Consider the following 18,122-nt stretch of genomic DNA (forward strand, 5'->3'; position numbering starts at 1 on the left):
AGAACGGATCAGGCCGGGTGCGGTGCCGTGCCCCAGAGCCTTGCCGCCAGCGCTTCGAGCCAGCGCGCGGCATCGTCGGCGGGGGCATCGGCGATCATCGCGCGCTGCCGCTCGGGGCGGTGCTGCGCATAGGCGGCGTCGATCGCCTGCGTCCACGCGTCCGCCGACGACGGCAGATGCGGCCGGATGCACGCCACACCCGCCGCGCCCAGCGCGTCCGCCTTGCGGTGCTGCTCGTCGAAATAGCGCCACTCGGGCACGGCAATCCACGGCCGCGCCGCCGCCAGGATCTGCTGGCAGGTGGTGTTCCCCGTCGACGCGATCACCAGATCCGCCGCCGCGACATAGTCCGCCGCATTCTCCACCCAGCCGCGATGGTCGATATTGGCGGGCTCGGTCGCATGCCAATCGCGCACGACCGGCCCGATCGTAATCCAGCGCGCGGCAGGCCGGCTGCGCGCGCCGACGCCCAGTGGCGCCTGCCCGAATCCGCTGCCGCCGCCGCCGGCCATGACGAGGATCATCTCCTCGCGCTCGCCGATCCCCAGCCGCTCCCGCGCCGCGCTTCGGTCGGGGCCCTGCGTATCGACGCCGAGCCCGCCCGCGAAACAGGTCTTTTCGATCATCGCCGCGTCCCAGTCGGGCTGGGCGAGATCGCGGTGGAACGCGGCGAGCAGCCCGGCGGCGCCGTCATAGGCCGCGCGGTGCCCGGCATCGCCGCGGTCGCCATGCTGCAGCACCTTGACGTGCGGAACGCTGCAGATCCGGGCCAGCTGTGCGATCTCCGCCGACACGTCGCAGATCATCAGCGCGGGGTCCGCTTGCGCGAACCAGTCGGCGATCGTCGCCATCGCGCTTCGGATCCCCGGCCAGCCGAGCGGCGCGCAGTGCAGCGTCGCCGGCGTCGCGACCCAGTCCATCGCCACTTCCTGCCCGGTCGGCTCGAACAGCGACGGGATCGTCACGATCCGCGCCTGCGCCGGCAGCGCGGGGAAGATGTCGTCGCGCGCGCATAAGATCGTCACGGGACGCGATGGCGGCAGCGCCTGCAGGATCGCGGCACAGCGTTCCGCATGCCCGCGACCCTGATGGTGGACGAAATAGCCGAACGGACGCGTCATGCCGCGACTTGCGCGGCCGGCGTCGTCAATCCGAGCCGTGCCAGCCCCTCGACCACCCCGGCGGCATGGTTGCGCGTGGTGCGGTGCAGCCCGGGACGCGCGGCAAGCGTCGCCAGTTCATCACTCGCATTGGCAACGACGATCGCGAACCCGCATGCGTCGAGCATGTCGAGGTCGTTACCGCTGTCGCCCGCTGCAATGCAGTCGTCGAGCGTCAGTCCCAAGCCCGCTGCATAGGCCGCGATCGCCGCCGCCTTGCCACCACCGGGGGACAGCACGTCGATCAGCCGACCGTGCGAGAACACGACCCGCGCTGCAAGCCCCGCCTGCGCCAGAGCCGCGCGGATCGCTGCGACGTCGGCGGCGTCGCCAAAGAAGCTGAGCTTGTGCGCGCCCTCGGTAACGACCGGCTGGGCGCAGATGCCGAGCGGGGCGATCGCCGCACGTACCGCCGCCCGGTCCCAGTCCTGATCAAGCGCGGTAGTGAACGCGGCGCAGGACTGCCACCCGCCATGTGCCGCCGGACGGAGGATCCGCGTCCCCACGTCGACGATGAATGCGTCCGGCTCGGGCAGATGCCACTGCGCCAGCACCGCGCGCGCCTCGGCGAAGCTGCGCCCCGTCGCGACCACGAACGGCAGGCTGCTGCCATGCCGCCAGCGTGCGAACGCCGCCGCGCCATCGACCGACCCGGTCAGCGTGTTGTCGATGTCGCAGGCCAGCAGCGCAGGCTGGCGCCGCAACGCCGCGTAGATGTCGATCGCTGCATCGGCATAGCGCCGCCAGTCATATGCCGCACTTCCGACACGTGCCGCCCGGCTCAACCGCGCGTGAAGCCCCGCATCCCCGATCACCGCACGACACGCCGCCGCAATTCCCGGCTCGTCGCGCGGATCGACCAGCAAGCCGTGACCGATCTGCGCGACGATCTCCGCTGGCCCTCCGTTGCGGGTCGCAACGACCGGAACGCCGGCCGCTGCCGCTTCGATCAGGGTCAGCCCGAACGGCTCGTGCAGCGCCGGGTTGACGAACACGCCGCCTGCCGCCGCTCGCCGGTACAGCGCAGTGACGTCCGAAGCATCGTGCCGCGGCGGCAAGGCAAACCGCCCGCGCAGCGCAGGACTAGCGGCAAGCGCCTGCAGCTCGCCCAGCACCGCCCGTTCCTCGCTCGACGACTGGCCCCCATGTTGCCCGGCGAGGATCACCAGATTCGCACGTTCGTGCAGAACCGGATCCGCCGCGAACGCGCGGACAAGGGCCGCGAGGTTCTTCTTCGCCACCGGTCGCGCAATCGCCAGCAGGATCGGAAGATCCGGCCGATCGAGCCAGTCTCCCAGACGGTCGACCAACGTCGCCGTGCCTCCTGCATAGGGACGGCGGGGTACGCCGGGCGGCACGCAGTGGATCCGGCCCGCGACCCCGACGCCATAGGCCGGGACCTGCCGTTCGGCCTCGTCCCGCGTCGATACGATCAGCGCGTCTGCCGCAGCGATCGCGGTGGTTTCCGCCGCAATCCGCGTGCCGAGTTCGGCTCCGCCAAGGCCCTGACGGCGCTTGTCGATCGCCAGCGCATGCGGCGTGTACACGAACGGAATGCCGAACCGGCGGCGTGCCTCGATCGCGACGGCTGCGGCATCGGCGAAATGCGCATGGATGACGTTGGGCATGACGGCCAGTCCGGCAATGTGACGGCAAAACGCCTCGGTGAATGCGGGCAGGTCGGCGGCGAGCGCCTCCTTCTCGAGATAGCGGTCGTCGCCACTATCGACCCGATCGATCGTCAACCTGTCGGTGACGCGCTCCGATCGCTGGCCATGCACGGATGGCAGATCCGCAGACCGGAACAACCGGGTAACGATCGAGACCCGATCCAAGCCGGGAAGCTCTGCCTGAACCAGCGCTGCATCGACCACATACGCGAGATGCCCCCCGGAGTCGGCCGTAATGCCGAAGTCGATGGGCGGCGTTTTCAGGCAGCCCCCGAGGGCCAAATGCAGAATGAACAAGGCGACCCCGTATCGTTAGTATGGCGAAACGACACGCCACGACATTCGATCCCGGGGTGCGCGGTTATCGCGTTGCGCTATGTTAACCCTGTTGCAATTCGACGTTTTCTGCCGCTGCCGGGCAGCGGCGCCCCGGCATGTCTCCATGCCCGGGGCGCCCGTTCACCTCACCGTACCGGATCGAATGCGAACAATGCGGTCGGCAGCGATGCCGGCGCGCCCGGCTTGAACCAGCTGGTGTCCTGGATATGGCTCGCCGTCACATAGATCCGCCCGTCGGGCCCTTCGGAGAAGGTATCGGGCCAGCGCAGCCGCTTGTCGGTCAGCACCGGCTCGACATGATCGCCGACCAGCCGCGTGATGCTGTCGTTGGTCGGCGACGTGATGTACAGCACGCCCGCCTTGCTCATCCACAGCCCGTCCGCGACGTGCGTCTCGGCAATGGTCTTCACCCCCGCCGCCTGCTGCGCTGCGCTCACGCCCTCGCGGAGCAGCCCGGTGTCGATCGCGTAGAGCGTCTTGCCGGTGAGCGCCTGGTAATACAGCGTCTTGCCATCGTTCGAGATCGCGATGCCGTCCGCGGAGAAGGCCGGCTGGCGGCCATCGGGACGGACCAGCGGCTTGCCGTCGGTCATGACCGTCACGCTCTTGTCGATCTGCGTCGAGCCATGCCCGTCGAGTGCGCGCATCCCCTTGCCGCTCTCCAGGTCGATCACGATGATCGCGCCGCGCGTGCCCGAATCGGTGATGTAGCCGGTCTTGCCGTCGGGCGAGAAGCGGATGTCGTTGAGGTACGTGCCCTGCAGCGCAACATCGGCCGCGACCTTGATCACCTTGGTCACGCGGTTCGTCGCCAGGTCGATCCTGACCAGCTTCGGCGCGCCTTCGAGTGGCTTTTCGTTACCGGGCGCGCCGGGATCGAGCACCCACAGATTGCCGTGGCCGTCGGGTACGATCGACTGGACGCAGACGAAATAGTCGCCGACCGGCAATTCGTTCGCGCGCGCGTTGCGCCAGCTGTTCCACGTATCGTCGGGATAGGCCTTAAGCTTGCCGTCCGGCAGCACCTCGGCGACCGAGATCGGCGCATCATCGGTCCAGCGCGGGAAGTTGACGAACCGTCGTCCGTCCGCGGTCACCGCGACGCCGGTCACCTGATGGTCGAACGTCGCCACCTGAGTCAGCGGGCTCGCCGCGGTCCTGGCCTGTGCGACGCCGGCCGCGGTCGCGGTCGCGGCGGCGAGCGCGAACAGCGCAGCGCCCGCAAGAAGGGGTTTGAACTTGGACATGTCTTGGCTCCGGTAAATCGTGTCGGACAAGGTGGCGGGATCGCCGGTGAACAGCGTGACGAGCAGGTCGGCGACCGCTTCGGGTCGCTCACGCTGTGGAAAATGGCCGACGCCGGGCAAGGTGACGAAGGCGAAGGGTCCCGAGAATTTCTCCGGTACCGCGGTGGTCGCGCTCGGAGGGTTCACCCCGTCCTCCGCACCCTGAATGTACAGCGCGGGCAGCGACAGCGTCGCGCTCGCCTTTACCGCTTCCTCAAGCCAGACGCTCGCGGGATCGGGCGCCGCCTCGTCCCAGCGCGCGCGATAGCTGTGCAGTGTGACGTCGACCCAGTCCGGATTCCCGAACGCGCGCGCCACCCGTGCAAAGGTCGCCTCGTCGAACCAGCCCGGCGGCGACCAGTTGGTCCAGTGGACATGCGCGAACCCCCTGGGGTCATCGCGCACCGCCTGCGCGCCGCGCGCGGTGGCCATGAACCAGTGATACCATTGCCGCTGCGTCTGTTCGAACGGCGGCGTCGGCATGCCGCCCAGTCGCGGCGGCGTCGCGAGCATCGCGATCCGCTGAACCCGGTCAGGCCATCCAACCGACAGCGCCTCGGCGATGTTCGAGCCCCAGTCGTGCCCGACGACCATGAACCGCGCGATCCCCAGCCCGTCCATCAGCGCGATCGCGTCCATCGCCAGGACCGCGCTGTTGCCGGTGCGCGGCGTATCTGCCGCCACGAACCGCGTTTCGCCGAACCCGCGCAGGCTCGGTACGATCGTCCGCAGCCCGGCTTCGTGCAGCGCGGGTAGGACGTCGTCCCAGGTCGAGGAGTCATCGGGCCAGCCGTGCAGCAACAACACCGCATCGCCCTCGCGCGGGCCCGTATCGGTATAGGCGATCGCCAGCGTTGGCGTGGTTATCACGGGCATCTCAGCGCTCCGCCATCAGCAGGGCCACAACCCGCCCGAAGGCACGATAGCGGGGCGAAGAGGCATGGGTCGTCGACGTCATGGCATTACTCGCTGCAAAAATGGGAGGGAGAAACTATCCCCCTCCCAACGCATCAGCGCTTCGCAGGAGCCATGGCGAACGCCGCCTTCAGCCGTGCGACCGCGAGATCGTTCGCATCCTTGGCGCCGCGCACGATCGCGCCCATGCCGAAGAATTCATGCGTCACGCCCGGGAAGGTGCGCTGTTCGACCTTGTCGCCCGCCGCACGCATCGCCGCGGCCAGCGTCTCGCCATCCGACCGCAGCGGATCGATCTGCGCATTGATGATCGTCGTCGGCGGCAGCCCGCGCAGGTTTGCCCCGACCAGGTTCAGCCGCGGATCCTGCGCATCCGCCTTGCTGGTCTGGTAGTAATAGCCGAACCACGGCAGCATCGCGCCGTTGAGCGGCTTCGCATTCGCCGAATCACGGCGCGACGGCAGCATCTTGCTGCTGTTGGCGATCGGATAGACCGAGACGATGTGCAGCGGTGAGGTCAGGCGATTGTCGCGGGCATAGATTGCCGTCGCGACCGCCAGATTGCCGCCGGCGCTCTCGCCCGCAACCGCGATCTTCGCCGGGTTGCCACCCCATGCCGCGGCATTGGCCAGCGTCCAGCGATAGGCCGCCGCCGCGTCGTCATGCTGTGCGGGGAACTTGAACTCGGGGGCATGACGATATTCGACCGACACGACGATCGCGTTCAGCGCCTTTGCCATCGCGCGCGGTGCCGCGTCATAGGTCGCGACGTCCGCGATCACCCAGCCGCCGCCGTGATAATAGACCACGACCGGCAGGCCCTTGGCATTGGCGGCGGTCGCCGGCTTGTACACGCGGGCAAACTGCTTGGCGTCGCTGCCATAGGGCATGTCCTGCGTCGTCACCGATGCGTCGGGCGTCGTCGGCATCCCCTTCTGTGCCATCACCGCCTTGGCGCCATCCGCAGCCGAAGGCTGTTGGCGTGCTTCGGCGGGCGTCAGCGTCTCGATCGGCTTACCGCCGAGGCCGGCCAACGCGTCGAGGACGGCCTGCATGTCGGGCGCAGCCTTGGCCGGCGCCATCTTGGTGGCGGGCGGCGGCGGCGGCGGGGGCGCGGTGTCGCTGCGCGCCGACTGGGCGAGCGCGGCGCCCGGGATGATTACGAGCGTCGATGCAAACACGCTGGCGAGCAGCGTCCGTCGAATGGAATGTGTCAAAATTGCCTCCTGTAACATTGAAAGGCGCAACCCCGGCGGCGGCGTGGGAGTTGCTGTACGAAACCGGACGAAGACCGGATCGTATTGAATTCGTGCAGTGTTTCAGGGGGCGTGATGGCGGGCGACAATCGACTGGAGACCATCGACCGGGATGGGGCTGGCGACGCGTCGTCGGCGCGAGGCACAGGAAACCGGCTGCTTCAGCGTCTGAGTCCCGACGACTTCGCGTTGATCGCCCCGCATCTCGACCGCGTTTCCTTCGCGGTCGGCGAGTCGCTGACGCGTGCGGGCGAGAGGATCGAGACGCTCTGCTTTCCCGAAGAGGGGATCGCCGGCGTGCTTGACGCGCTCGAGGGCGATCATCGCTTTGCGGTCGGGCTGATCGGCGCGGAGGGCTTTGTCGGCTGGTCCGCGCTGCTCGGCGACGACCGCTCGCCCTATGACGTCGTGATGCGCGCCGAACAGGGCGTCGCGCTGCAGCTCCCGCTCGATCGCTTCCACGCCGCCGCCGCGCAGAGCGACACGCTGCAGCTCGCGCTGCTCCGTTTCGTGCAGGTGTTCATGACCCAGATGGGCCGCACGATCGTATCGTCGCTTGCGCATTCGATCGAGCGACGCATGGCGCGCTGGATCCTGCTCTATCACGATCGCATCCGCGACGACGCGATCTGCATGACGCATGAGGAGTTCCGCCTGATGCTCGGCGTCCGTCGCAGCAGCGTGACCGAAGCGCTGCACCGGCTCGAGGAGGAGCATGCGATTCGCTCGGTCCGAGGCCGCGTGCTGGTCCGCGACCGCGACGTGCTGATGCGGATGGCGGGCGACACCTATGGCCATGCGGAATCCGAGTATCGCCGCCTGCTCGGCTGAGCCGGTCGGAACATTTCGTGCACGGATCACGGAACGAGCCGGCCCGCATACCGTTCATTCAATGGGCGCCAACGGCCCGACCGGAGGGGCCATGCTGAAGCGTACCGACCATATCGACCTGCCGGGTGACACGCGCGCCGCACCGGCAACCCTGCCCGCGGCGATCGTCGTTGCCGAGCTGCTGACCGCCGGGATCGACCGTGCCATCCTAGTGGTCGAGGACGAAGCGCGCGCCGATGCGATCGCCTGCCTCGCGGAGGGGTTCGCGCCCGCGATGACCGTCGTCCATCTCGTCGCCAGCGATGCGCTCCCCGGCGACTCCGCGCCGCCCAGCGCCGCCAATGTCGGCCGCCGGGTCGAGGCGCTGCGCCGTCTGCGCGCCGCGACCGCTACAGCCTCGACCGGCCCGATCCTCCTCGTCCTCTCTGCCGAGGCCAGCGCAGTCCGCTATCCCACCCCCGCCGCGTTCGACGAGGCGCCACCGGTATTCCGCGTCGGCGATACGATCGACATCGCCGCGCTGCCCGCGCTCGCCGAAACGATCGGCTACACGATCGACGACCGCGTCGACGAACCCGGCGAGATCGCGATCCGCGGCAGCGTCGTCGACCTGTTTCCAGCCGATCGTGCGAACCCCGCCCGGATCGAATTCGACGACAATTCGGTCATCACTGATATTCGCAGCTATGACCCGGTGTCGCAGCGCAGCCTCGAAACGCTCGACGCGGTAATCGTCGGTCGCGCCTGCGAACCCGATCTGGGTGACGGGGTCGCGATCATCGAGCATTTGCCCGATGCCGCGCTCCATTTCGACCCTCTGGTCGACGACCGCCGCACCCGGTTCCTCGCGCTTGCCGCCGACGGCACCGCGGCGCGTCAGGTCAATGCCGCGCTGGTCGACACCCGCACCTGGAACAAGGCGACGGCCGGCCGCCAAATCCTCGCCACCGACACCCCGGTCGAACGCACCCCGCGCTTCATCGAGCGGCGCGATCCGGTCCGCGCGTTCCGCCGCTTCGCGCGTTCGGTGATCGCCGATGGCCGGCTCGCGATCGCCGGGTCCGCGCGTGACCTTCGTTTCCTCGCATCGCGGCTCGGTGTCGACGCAAAGCCCGTCGACAGCCTTGCCGAGGCGGCGGCCGCACCCGTCGGTTCGGTGTCACTGCTCTGCGCTCCGCTCGACCAGGGCTTTGTCCATGCCGATCTCACCATCGTCGCCGCCGCCGACCTGCTCGGCAGCCGCGCACGACTGGACGACGGTCCCGGTGCCGGCGTTGCGGCCTTTGCCGAAGGCGCGACGCTGCAGACCGGTGACATTGTCGTGCATGAGGATCACGGCATCGGTCGCGTTCTTGGGGTCGAGGCGCTGCCCGACCTCGATGGCGTCGCGGCCGACGCGATCGTGCTCGACTATGCCAAGGGCGCGCGCCGCCTCGTCCCCGTGCATGAGGCCGATCGCATCTGGCGTTATGGCGCAGATGCGGACGCGGTGACGCTCGACACGCTTGACGGCGGAAGCTGGACCAAGCGTCGCGCCGCGATCGACACGGCGATCGCGGAAAGCGCACGTGCGCTTCAGGCGGTCGCCGCCGAACGTGATGCGCGGACGACGCCGCCGATCGTCCCCGATGTCGCGCTCTACGAACGGTTCGCTGCGGGCTTCCCCTTCGCCGAGACCCCCGACCAGGCGCGCGCGATTGCGGCGGTCCGCAGCGACCTCGCCAGCGGCAAGCCGATGGACCGGCTGATCGTCGGCGATGTCGGCTATGGCAAGACCGAGGTCGCACTTCGCGCGGCCGCGCTCGTCGCGCTAGCCGGTCGCCAGGTCGCGATCGTCGCGCCCACCACGGTGCTGATCCGCCAGCATCTCGAGACGTTCCGCGCGCGCTTTGTCGGCACCGGGCTGGAGGTCGCCGCGCTGTCTCGGCTGTCAACGCCTGCCGAGCGCAAGCGAGTCTGCGCCGGCCTCGCCGACGGGTCGATCGCGGTCGTGGTCGGCACCAGCGCCGTTGGCGGCAAGGGCGTCACCTTCGCCGATCTCGCGCTCGTCGTGATCGATGAGGAACAGCGGTTCGGCGCGAAGGCCAAGACAGCGCTGCGCGACATGGGCGCGGGTCACGTCCTCACGCTCAGCGCCACGCCGATCCCGCGCACGCTCCAGTCGGCGATGGTCGGCATCCAGGCGATCTCGGTCATCGCGACGCCACCCGCGCGCCGCCAGCCGATTCGCACCATCGTCGCGTCGTTCGACGACGCCGCGGTCCGCAAGGCGCTGCGCCGCGAACGCGCGCGTGGCGGCCAGAGCTTTGTCGTCGTGCCGCGGATCGAGGACATCGCCCCGCTCGCTAAAACGCTCGCGCGGCTCGTCCCCGAGCTCGGCCTCGTCATCGCGCACGGCAAGATGGAGGCGGCCGAGCTCGACGACGCAATGGCGGGCTTTGCCGCAGGCGACGGCGACGTGCTGCTCGCGACCAACATCATCGAGGCGGGGCTCGACGTGCCGTGTGCCAACACGATGATCGTCCACCACGCCGACCGGTTCGGCCTGTCGCAGCTTCACCAGCTGCGCGGCCGGGTCGGACGCGGCGGCCGGCGCGGCCAGATCCTGCTGTCGACCGACGGCGAGGCCACGATCGCCGACGCCACGATGAAGCGCCTGCGCACGCTCCAGGCGTTCGACCAGCTCGGCGCGGGCTTCGCGATCAGTGCGCGTGATCTCGACATGCGCGGCGCGGGAGATCTGGTCGGCGAGGATCAGGCCGGCCACATGAAGCTGATCGGCATCGACCTCTACCAGCATCTGCTCGGCCGCGCGCTGAAGGCCGCGCGTGGCGAGCCCGTTGATCAGTGCCAGCCGGTGCTCAATCTCGGCGTCGGCGGCATGCTTCCCGAAGAGTGGATCCCCGAGACCGACCTGCGGCTGACGCTCTACGGCCAGCTCGCGCATCTGACCGACATCGCCGCGCTCGATGCGTTCCAGGCCGAGCTCGAGGACCGGTTCGGCGCACTTCCCGACAATGCCGTCCGCCTGCTCGAATGCGCGCGGATCCGCGCACTCGCCGCCGCCGCCGACATTCGCCAGATCGATGTCGGCCCGGGCGCCATCGCCTTCACCCCGGGCGACCCCACCGCCGCCCTGCCCGCGCCGTTCGAACAGGCCAAGCGCCGCTGGCTGGTCCGCGAACGGATCGAGGATCCCCTCGCCCGCCTCGACCGCGTCCGCGAGCTGCTGAGCGACCTGTCGGAGTGACGCTCAGCCGCCCGTGCGGCGCAGGAGATATACGTCCATGATCCAGCCGTGCCGGGCGCGCAGTCCGGCACGGCGCGCGACGATGTCCGCCCCGACCGTAGCAAGCGGCCCGGCGACCAGCGCCTCCTGCGCCATCCCCAAATACGCCCCCCACCAGATTGTGATTCCCTCGGGTGCGATCGTCTCGAACGCGCACGCCCCGTCGAGCATCACCGCCAGCGTTTCGACCCCCGCCGGCCACCCCTCCGCGCGCAGCCTGCGCCCGGTGGTGATCGTCACCGGCGCGGCGAGCGTGTTGAGCGGGATCGCATGCGCCGCGGTCAGCGCCTGCAGGCTGGTGATTCCCGGCACCACGCTGACCCCGATCGACCGCCCTCCCGCTCGCAGCCGGTCAGCGATCCGGAGGCTGCTGTCGTAGAGCGACGGATCCCCCCAGACGAGGAACGCGACCCGCCCCCCGCCTGGCAGATGCTCGGCGATCTGCGCCGCCCACACCGCCGCGATATCATCGTGCCACGCATCCACCGCGGCACGGTACGGCGCGTCCGCGTCGCGTTCGGGCAGGTCGAACTCCACCACCTTGGCAGGCCCGGTCAGCAACGCGGTGCAGATCGTCCGGCGCAAATCGACCAGATCGGACTTCCCCGCGCCTTTCCGCGGCAGCAGGATCAGGTCGGCGGCGTTCATCGCCGTGACCGCCGCGCGCGTCACGTGATCGGGATTGCCCGTGCCGATCCCGATCAGCGATATCGCGATCTCGACCCCGCTCACGGCGCCATCAGCGAGCCGTAGAGGATCAGCGCGGGCTTGTCGGACACGCCCCCCGCCAGCCGCGCCGCGAGCCCCGCGATCGTCGACCAGGTCAGGCTCTGGTCCGGATGCCCGACATTTTCCGCGAGCAGCGCGGTCGTGTCGCCCGACAGACCATGTGCAACGAGCGACTCGACCAGAGCCGGGAACGTCCGCTGCGGCATGAACACGACCGTCGTCGCCTCCGGATCGGCGAGCGCGGCCATGTTGCGCTGCTGGGGTAGTTTCCCGGTCACGTCATGGCCGGTGACATATTGCACCCGCCGCGCGGACAGCCGGCGCGTCAGCGGTATCGCCGCGGCGGCGGCGGCGGCGCTCGCCGCACTGATCCCGGGGACGATCTCGAACGTCACGTTTGCCTCGCGCAGCGCGACGATCTCCTCCTCGAGCCGCCCGAACATCCCCGCATCGCCCGACTTCAGCCGGACGACGCGCGCGCCGGTCAGCGCATGATCGACCAGTAGTTGCGAGACATGTGACTGGCGCGGCGACGGCCGCCCCGCGCGCTTGCCGACCGCGACCAGTTCGGCACCGACGCGCGCATGGCCCAGCACCGCGCCCGACGACAGATCGTCGAACAGCACGACGTCGGCGCGCTGCAACCGCGTCACCGCCTTCAGCGTCAGCAATTCGGGGTCGCCGGGGCCGGATCCGACGAACGAAACGAAACCGGTCATGCAGCCGGTGGGCCAAGGGGGGCGATCATGTGGAAGAAACTACCCGTCACGCCGCCGCGATGCGAGCCGGTTTCGGGTACGGCCTGCGCATTCGCGTCGACTACCTGCGCCAGCGGCGCGTCGGGCTGGTCGAGGATCGTCGAATAATGGAATTCATGCCCCGCCAGCATTGCCCCCGCCGCGATCCCGCCGATCGGCGCGTGCAGCGTCGCCCGCCGATAGCCCAGATGCATCCGCCGCTTCTCATAACTCGTCACCAGCCCGAGCAACCCGGCCATCCGGTGCCGTGTCCCGTCCGCATCGATCAGCCCTTCGCCCAGTGCCATGTACCCGCCGCACTCACCGTGCACCGGTCGCGTCTCGGCATGCAGCGCCAGCGCCGCACGGAACCGGTCCGCCGCCGCCAGCGCACCCGCATGAAGCTCGGGATAGCCCCCCGGCAGCCAGACCAGATCCGCATCCTTCGCCGGCCCTTCGTCCGCCAGCGGCGAAAAGGGCAGGATCTCCACCCCCGCGCTGCGCCACCCGTCCAGCACATGCGCATAGGTAAACGAGAAGGCGGCATCCTGCGCCAGCGCGATCCGCTGTGCCGGCGGGGTCGGCACGACCGTCCCCTGCGCGACCGGCCGCGGCGTCGCGGCCGCCGCCTCGCACAGCGCGGCGATATCGACATGCGCGCGCAGGAACGTCGCATAGGCCGCGATCTGCGCGTCGAGCGCAGGGTGCTCGATCGCCTGCACCAGCCCCAGATGTCGCTCGGGGAGCGTCAGGTCGCCCCGCCGCGGCAGCGCGCCGAACACGCGGATCCCGACCGCCTCCATACCGCTGCGCGCCAGCCGCTCGTGCCGCTCGCTCGCCACGCGGTTGAGGATCACGCCTGCGACCCTTACGCCTGGATCATAGCGCGCGAACCCCAAAGCGGTCGCCGCCGCGGACTGCGCCTGGCCCGACACGTCGATCACCAGCACGACCGGCCAGCCCATCCGCCGCGCGACGTCCGCGCTCGCGCCATTGCCCGTCGCGCCTGCGTGCGCAACGCCGTCGAACATCCCCATCGACCCTTCGGCCAGCGTCATGTCCGCATCGTCGCCGCGCGCCGCGATCCCGTCGAGCCGCGGCCCCGTCATGGCCCAGCTGTCGAGGTTGAACGACGCGCGCCCGCTCGCCGCGCGGTGAAACGCCGGGTCGATATAGTCGGGCCCGCACTTGAACGGCTGCACCGCGATCCCGTCGTCGCGCAGCGCCCGCAACAGCCCGAGCATCACCGTCGTCTTCCCCGTTCCCGACGCAGGCGCAGCGACCAGCAGGCCCGGGGTCATGCCGCGCGTCATGGCGTGTCTCCTGCGAACCGGGACTCCGCCGACTGCGGCCGGAACCGCCGGTCATAGCCTTGCGCATACAGGCTGCTCGTCGCGAAGTCGCCCGGCGCCAGCACGCGCCCGACCAGGATCAGCGCGGTCCGCTCGGGTCGCCCCGTCACCGCCGCCTCGACCGTCGACAAGGTCGCGCGGACGATCTGCTCGTCGGGCCAGCTCGCGCGCCACACCACGGCGACCGGGCAGTCGCCACCATAAGCGGGCAGCAGGTCCGCGACGACCTGCGGCAGATTGTGCACCGACAAGTGGATCGCCAGCGTCGCCTGCGTCGCGGCGAACGCGACGAGCGTCTCGGCCGCCGGCATCGAGCTTGCCCGCCCCGGCGTCCGCGTCAGCACCACCGACTGCGCCAGCTCGGGCAAGGTCAGTTCGACCTCGAGCGCGGCGGCGGCGGCGGCAAAGGCGGGGACGCCGGGGGTGATCGTCACCGGAATATCCAGCGCGCGCAGCCGCCGCAGCTGCTCGCCCATCGCCGACCAGATCGACAGATCCCCCGAATGCAGCCGCGCGACGTCCTGCCCGGCCGCATGCGCGGTGACGATCTCGGCGATGATCTGGTCGAGGTCCATCGGCGCGGTGTTGACGATCCGCGCGCCCGGCGGACAATGCTCGAGCAGCGCCTCCGGGATCAGCGACCCGGCATAGAGGCACACCGGTGACATCGCGATCCGGTCGCGCCCCCGCAACGTCAGCAGGTCGGGCGCACCCGGCCCCGCGCCGATGAAATGCACGGTCATGGTCGAAATCCTTGGGCAATGGCGCAGGTCGCGCGGCGGCACGGCGAAACATGGCGGAGAGTCAGCAGCCGCGCGCCCGGCCCCGCACCGGCGAGCGCGGCGGCCTCGGCGACGCTGCCGGTCCCCCGCACGGCAAGGCTCGCAGGGGACCGGGTGATGGGACTGGCCGCAATCAGCGCGGCGGGATCGACCGTGATCAGCGGCAGACCCAGCAGCGCCGCGATCTCGCCGGGCAGCCCGTGCTTGTCATCGGGCGCCGCCAGCGCCTCGACCGGCGGGAGGCCCTGTTGCGCGGCGGCCAGCGCGGCGCGCAACGCGGCGGCATCCGCGGCCGTGTTGAAGCCAAAACCGGCGACGATCATGCCGGATACGCCCATTGCACTACCGGGAACTGCGCGCGCCAACCGCGTCGCGTCCCGATCGGCACCGCCTGCGCCACCTCGATCCGCATCAGGCTCCCCCCCTGGGCTGCCTGCCACTGCGTCAGCAGTGCCTCCGATTCGAGCGTCACCGCATTGGCGACGATCCGTGTGCCCTGCTCGACCAGCGGCCACAGCGCGCGCAACAGCGCCTCGGACAGCCCCCCGCCGACGAACACCGCATCGGGACACGGCAGCTCGCCGAGACACTCGGGCGCCCGCCCCTCGACCACCACCAGCCGGTCGACGCCCAGCGTCGCCGCATTGTCGACGATCCGCCCCGCTCGCACCGGATCCGCCTCGAACGCAATTGCCCGCGTTGACGGGTGCGCGAGGAGCCAAGAAATCCCGATCGATCCCGATCCAGCGCCGATATCCCACAGGCTCTCGCCCGGTTTCGGCGCGAGTGCGGCCAGCGTCACCGCGCGGATCGGCGACTTGGTGATCTGCCCGTCATGCGCGAACCAGTCGTCGGACAGCCCCGCCTGCGGCATTACCGCCCCCGCGCCCTCGAAGACGATGCCGACCGCGACCGGATGCGCGATGTCGTCGAACGCCATCGTCGCGGCGGTCGTGTGGCGGATCCGCTCGCGCGGCCCGCCCAGCGCCTCGAGCACGTGCAGCGACGACGCGCCGAACCCCGCCGCCTCCAGATACGCCGCCAGCCCACCGACCGCCGCCCCGTCGCGCACCAGCACGATCGCGCGCCGCCCCCGCGCGATATGCGGCCGCAACCGGCCGAACGGCGCGGCGTGCAGCCCCAGGCATGTGCAGTCCTCGAGTCCCCAGCCGAGCCGCGCGGCCGCCAGCGCGAAGGTCGACGGCGCGGGATGCGCGGTCCACTCACCCGGGCTCAGGTGCTGCGTCACGGACGTGCCCGCGCCGAACCAGAACGGATCCCCCGATGCCAGCATCACCACCCGCCGGCCGCGATGCGCGATCAGCCGCGCGATCCCGTCCTCGAACGGCACTGGCCAAGCCTCGACCGCCCCCCTAAGCTCGCCGGCAAGCGCCAGATGCCGGGTCGCGCCCGTCACGATCTCGGCCTCGGCCAGCGCCGTGCGCGCCGCGGCGGACAGCCCGGCCACGCCGTCCTCGCCAATCCCGACGATCGTCAGCCACGGAGCCTCAGTCATTCCGACCATCCTGCTTCTCGGCGGCACCACCGAAGCCAGCGCACTCGCCGCACGGCTCGCGGCGCGCGGCGACCCGACCGTGCTGAGCTATGCCGGCCGCGTCGCCAACCCGCGCGCGCAGCCGGTCCCCGTCCGCATCGGCGGCTTTGGCGGCGTCGGAGGCCTCATTACCTATCTCAAAGAGCACCGTGTCACGCACCTGATCGACGCGACGCATCCCTTCGCCGCGCAGATGCACCGCCATGCGGTCGACGCCGCGGCACAGGCGGGCGTCGCGCATATCGCGCTCGCCCGCCCCGCCTGGACCCCGGTCGCGGGCGATCGCTGGTACCGCGTCGCCGATATCTCGGCCGCCGTCGCGGCGCTCGCCGGCCCGCCGCAGCGCGTGATGCTCGCGCTGGGCCGGATGCATGTCGATGCCTTCGCGCAGCAGCCGCAGCACGACTATCTGCTGCGCTTCGTCAATACGCCCGACCGCCCGCCGCCGCTGCCCCGCCACCGCCTGGTCGTCGACCGCGGCCCGTTCGACGCCGCCGGCGACACCCAATTGATGCGCGATCACGCGACAGACCTGGTCGTCTGCAAGAACGCGGGCGGCAGCGGCGCGGCGGCCAAGCTCGTCGCCGCGCGCACGCTCGGCCTGCCGGTGATCATGATCGACCGCCCGCCGCTGCCCGCGCGACACGCGGTCGATTCGGTCGACGCGGTGCTCGACTGGCTCGATCATGGCGCGGACCGCGGCGTATAGAGGATTGGCCCCTGCGCCCGCGCGATGATCCGCGTCAGGCTCGAACCGACGATCACCATCGTCCGCATGTCCGCCATCTCCGCCCGCGCCTCGGTCAGCGGCACGATCGACAACGATTCCTCCGGGGTCGACACCGCCCGCGCGAACAGCACAGGGCGATCGTCGCCGCACGTCGTGCGAAGGATCTCGAACGCGCGGACCAGCCCGTCGGGTCGCGCCTTCGACCGCGGATTGTAGAAGGCGATCGCGAAATCGGCCTCCGCTGCCAGCCGCACCCGCCGCTCGATCAGCGCCTGGGGCTTCAGATTGTCCGAAAGGTTGATCGCGCAGAAATCATGCCCGAGCGGCGCGCCTGCCCGCGCACTCGCCGCCAGCATCGCGGTGATCCCCGGCAGCACGCGGATGTCGATCCCGCCCCACGCCGCCGGCTCCGCCTCCAGCGCCTCGAACACCGCCGCCGCCATCGCGAACACGCCGGGATCCCCCGACGACACGACGACGACGCGCGCGCCCTTCGCGGCCAGTTCGAGCGCATGGCGCGCGCGGTCGATTTCGACCCGGTTGTCGCTCGCATGCAGCGTCAGCCCGTCGCGTGCCGGAACCCTCGCGACATAGGGGATATAGCCGATCACGTCGGTCGCCTCGGTCAGCGCCGCGCTGACCTCGGGCGTCACCAGCGCCGCATCCCCCGGCCCCAGCCCCGCAATCGCCAGCCAGCCAGTCCCTGCACCCGGGGTCATGGCCGCCGCCCCTGCCCGTGGATCAGCAGGATCGCAAAATAGGGCGTGACCGCATCCGCCTCGCACAGCCGCGTGACGCGCTGCTCGGCCATCGCGGCATATTCGACCAGCCACGCCGCCTCCTCGCGCCCCGCCGCGGCGACCGCGCGGCGCAGCTTGGCGAGGTGCCGGCCGATCTTCATCACTACCAGCGCATCGGTGTCGCGGATCCGCCGCACCAGGTCCGCCTCGGGCAGCGTCCCCATCACCACCGTCAGCACGTCGTCGCCCCAGGTGATCGGCGCACCGCTCGCGGTCCAGGCGCCCGACATGCCGGTAATGCCGGGGACGACCGCGACCGGCGCGACCCCCTGCAACCGCGTGTAGAGATGCATGAACGATCCGTAGAAGAACGGGTCGCCCTCGCACAGCACCACCACGTCCTCGCCGCCCAGCGCCAGCGCCGCGAGGTGATCGATGCACGTGGCGTAAAAGCCCGACAGCCGGTCGTTGTAGCGCGGATCGGACAGCGCGATCTCGGTGGTGACGGGATATTCCATCGGGTATTCGATCACGTCGTCGCGCAGCATCCCCTCGACGATCCGCCGCGCCTGCCCCGGCCGCCCCGCCTTGCGGAAATAGGCGACGTGCCGCGCGCCGCGCACCAGCCGATCCGCGCGCACGCTCATCAGGTCGCACGCGCCCGGCCCCAACCCGACGCCGTGGATCGTGCCCGTCACCACCGCCTGCCCCGGCGGCGGCACCATAGTCGGCACGGGCGCCACCACGCCGA

The 18,122-nt window shown here is 70.3% G+C and carries 15 protein-coding genes; 3 read left to right on the forward strand and 12 right to left on the reverse strand.

Annotated features, from left to right (window positions below; all coding sequences use genetic code 11):
- Positions 1-8: 8 nt before the first annotated feature.
- From C8J24_RS00980 to C8J24_RS00995, 4 genes are all read right to left on the reverse strand, one after another.
- Positions 9-1,121, reverse strand: coding sequence for a glycosyltransferase (locus tag C8J24_RS00980; RefSeq protein ID WP_107929675.1), 1,113 nt, complete (start codon positions 1,119-1,121; stop codon positions 9-11).
- On the reverse strand, positions 1,118-2,995 hold the full coding sequence (locus C8J24_RS00985; protein WP_244180320.1) for an HAD family hydrolase: 1,878 nt from the start codon (positions 2,993-2,995) through the stop codon (positions 1,118-1,120). The genes C8J24_RS00980 and C8J24_RS00985 overlap by 4 nt, the downstream gene beginning before the upstream one ends.
- A gap of 299 nt (positions 2,996-3,294) precedes the next feature.
- On the reverse strand, positions 3,295-5,331 hold the full coding sequence (locus C8J24_RS00990; RefSeq protein ID WP_107929679.1) for an alpha/beta fold hydrolase: 2,037 nt from the start codon (positions 5,329-5,331) through the stop codon (positions 3,295-3,297).
- A gap of 134 nt (positions 5,332-5,465) precedes the next feature.
- Positions 5,466-6,587 (reverse strand): alpha/beta hydrolase, encoded by a 1,122-nt coding sequence (locus tag C8J24_RS00995; RefSeq protein ID WP_244180322.1) that lies wholly within the window; start codon positions 6,585-6,587, stop codon positions 5,466-5,468.
- A 114-nt stretch (positions 6,588-6,701) separates the two neighbouring features.
- On the opposite strand from C8J24_RS00995, the gene C8J24_RS01000 reads away from it, so the two are divergent.
- Together C8J24_RS01000 and C8J24_RS01005 are read left to right on the forward strand one after the other, a co-directional pair.
- Entirely contained in the window at positions 6,702-7,457 is a 756-nt protein-coding gene (locus C8J24_RS01000) for a Crp/Fnr family transcriptional regulator (RefSeq protein WP_107929683.1), read from the forward strand.
- 91 nt (positions 7,458-7,548) lie between these two features.
- Entirely contained in the window at positions 7,549-10,707 is a 3,159-nt protein-coding gene (locus C8J24_RS01005; protein ID WP_107931367.1) for a helicase-related protein, read from the forward strand.
- 3 nt (positions 10,708-10,710) lie between these two features.
- Here the strand turns inward: C8J24_RS01005 and cobF are convergent, their stop codons facing one another.
- From cobF to cbiE, 6 genes are read right to left on the reverse strand one after another with little or no spacing between them, the layout of a single operon-like run.
- Positions 10,711-11,478, reverse strand: coding sequence for a precorrin-6A synthase (deacetylating) (cobF, locus tag C8J24_RS01010; RefSeq protein WP_244180324.1), 768 nt, complete (start codon positions 11,476-11,478; stop codon positions 10,711-10,713).
- The gene (cobA, locus tag C8J24_RS01015; RefSeq protein WP_107929685.1) at positions 11,475-12,194 is read right to left on the reverse strand and encodes a uroporphyrinogen-III C-methyltransferase; all 720 of its coding nucleotides are present in this window, start codon (positions 12,192-12,194) and stop codon (positions 11,475-11,477) included. Before cobA ends, cobF begins: the two co-directional genes overlap by 4 nt.
- Complete coding sequence (locus C8J24_RS01020) at positions 12,191-13,513, reverse strand: cobyrinic acid a,c-diamide synthase CobB (protein WP_107931371.1); 1,323 nt, start codon at positions 13,511-13,513, stop codon at positions 12,191-12,193. The genes cobA and C8J24_RS01020 overlap by 4 nt, the downstream gene beginning before the upstream one ends.
- An 8-nt stretch (positions 13,514-13,521) precedes the next feature.
- A complete protein-coding gene (cobM, locus tag C8J24_RS01025) occupies positions 13,522-14,307 on the reverse strand; it encodes a precorrin-4 C(11)-methyltransferase (protein WP_107929687.1) in 786 nt (261 codons plus the stop codon).
- Positions 14,304-14,669 (reverse strand): cobalamin biosynthesis protein, encoded by a 366-nt coding sequence (locus C8J24_RS01030; protein WP_107929689.1) that lies wholly within the window; start codon positions 14,667-14,669, stop codon positions 14,304-14,306. The genes cobM and C8J24_RS01030 overlap by 4 nt, the downstream gene beginning before the upstream one ends.
- Entirely contained in the window at positions 14,666-15,871 is a 1,206-nt protein-coding gene (gene cbiE, locus C8J24_RS01035) for a precorrin-6y C5,15-methyltransferase (decarboxylating) subunit CbiE (RefSeq protein ID WP_420894081.1), read from the reverse strand. The genes C8J24_RS01030 and cbiE overlap by 4 nt, the downstream gene beginning before the upstream one ends.
- Between cbiE and C8J24_RS01040 the strand changes: the two genes are divergently transcribed.
- Complete coding sequence (locus C8J24_RS01040; protein WP_107931373.1) at positions 15,861-16,610, forward strand: cobalt-precorrin-6A reductase; 750 nt, start codon at positions 15,861-15,863, stop codon at positions 16,608-16,610. The two genes, cbiE and C8J24_RS01040, sit on opposite strands and share 11 nt — an antisense overlap.
- Here C8J24_RS01040 and cobJ read toward each other — a convergent pair.
- The gene (cobJ, locus tag C8J24_RS01045; RefSeq protein ID WP_107929693.1) at positions 16,586-17,350 is read right to left on the reverse strand and encodes a precorrin-3B C(17)-methyltransferase; all 765 of its coding nucleotides are present in this window, start codon (positions 17,348-17,350) and stop codon (positions 16,586-16,588) included. The genes C8J24_RS01040 and cobJ overlap by 25 nt on opposite strands.
- On the reverse strand, positions 17,347-18,096 hold the full coding sequence (cobI, locus tag C8J24_RS01050) for a precorrin-2 C(20)-methyltransferase (RefSeq protein WP_107931375.1): 750 nt from the start codon (positions 18,094-18,096) through the stop codon (positions 17,347-17,349). Before cobI ends, cobJ begins: the two co-directional genes overlap by 4 nt.
- Between the last annotated feature and the right edge of the window lie 26 nt (positions 18,097-18,122).

It is taken from the genome of Sphingomonas aerolata, from assembly GCF_003046295.1.
In the GTDB taxonomy this organism is placed as follows: Bacteria; Pseudomonadota; Alphaproteobacteria; order Sphingomonadales; family Sphingomonadaceae; genus Sphingomonas; species Sphingomonas aerolata.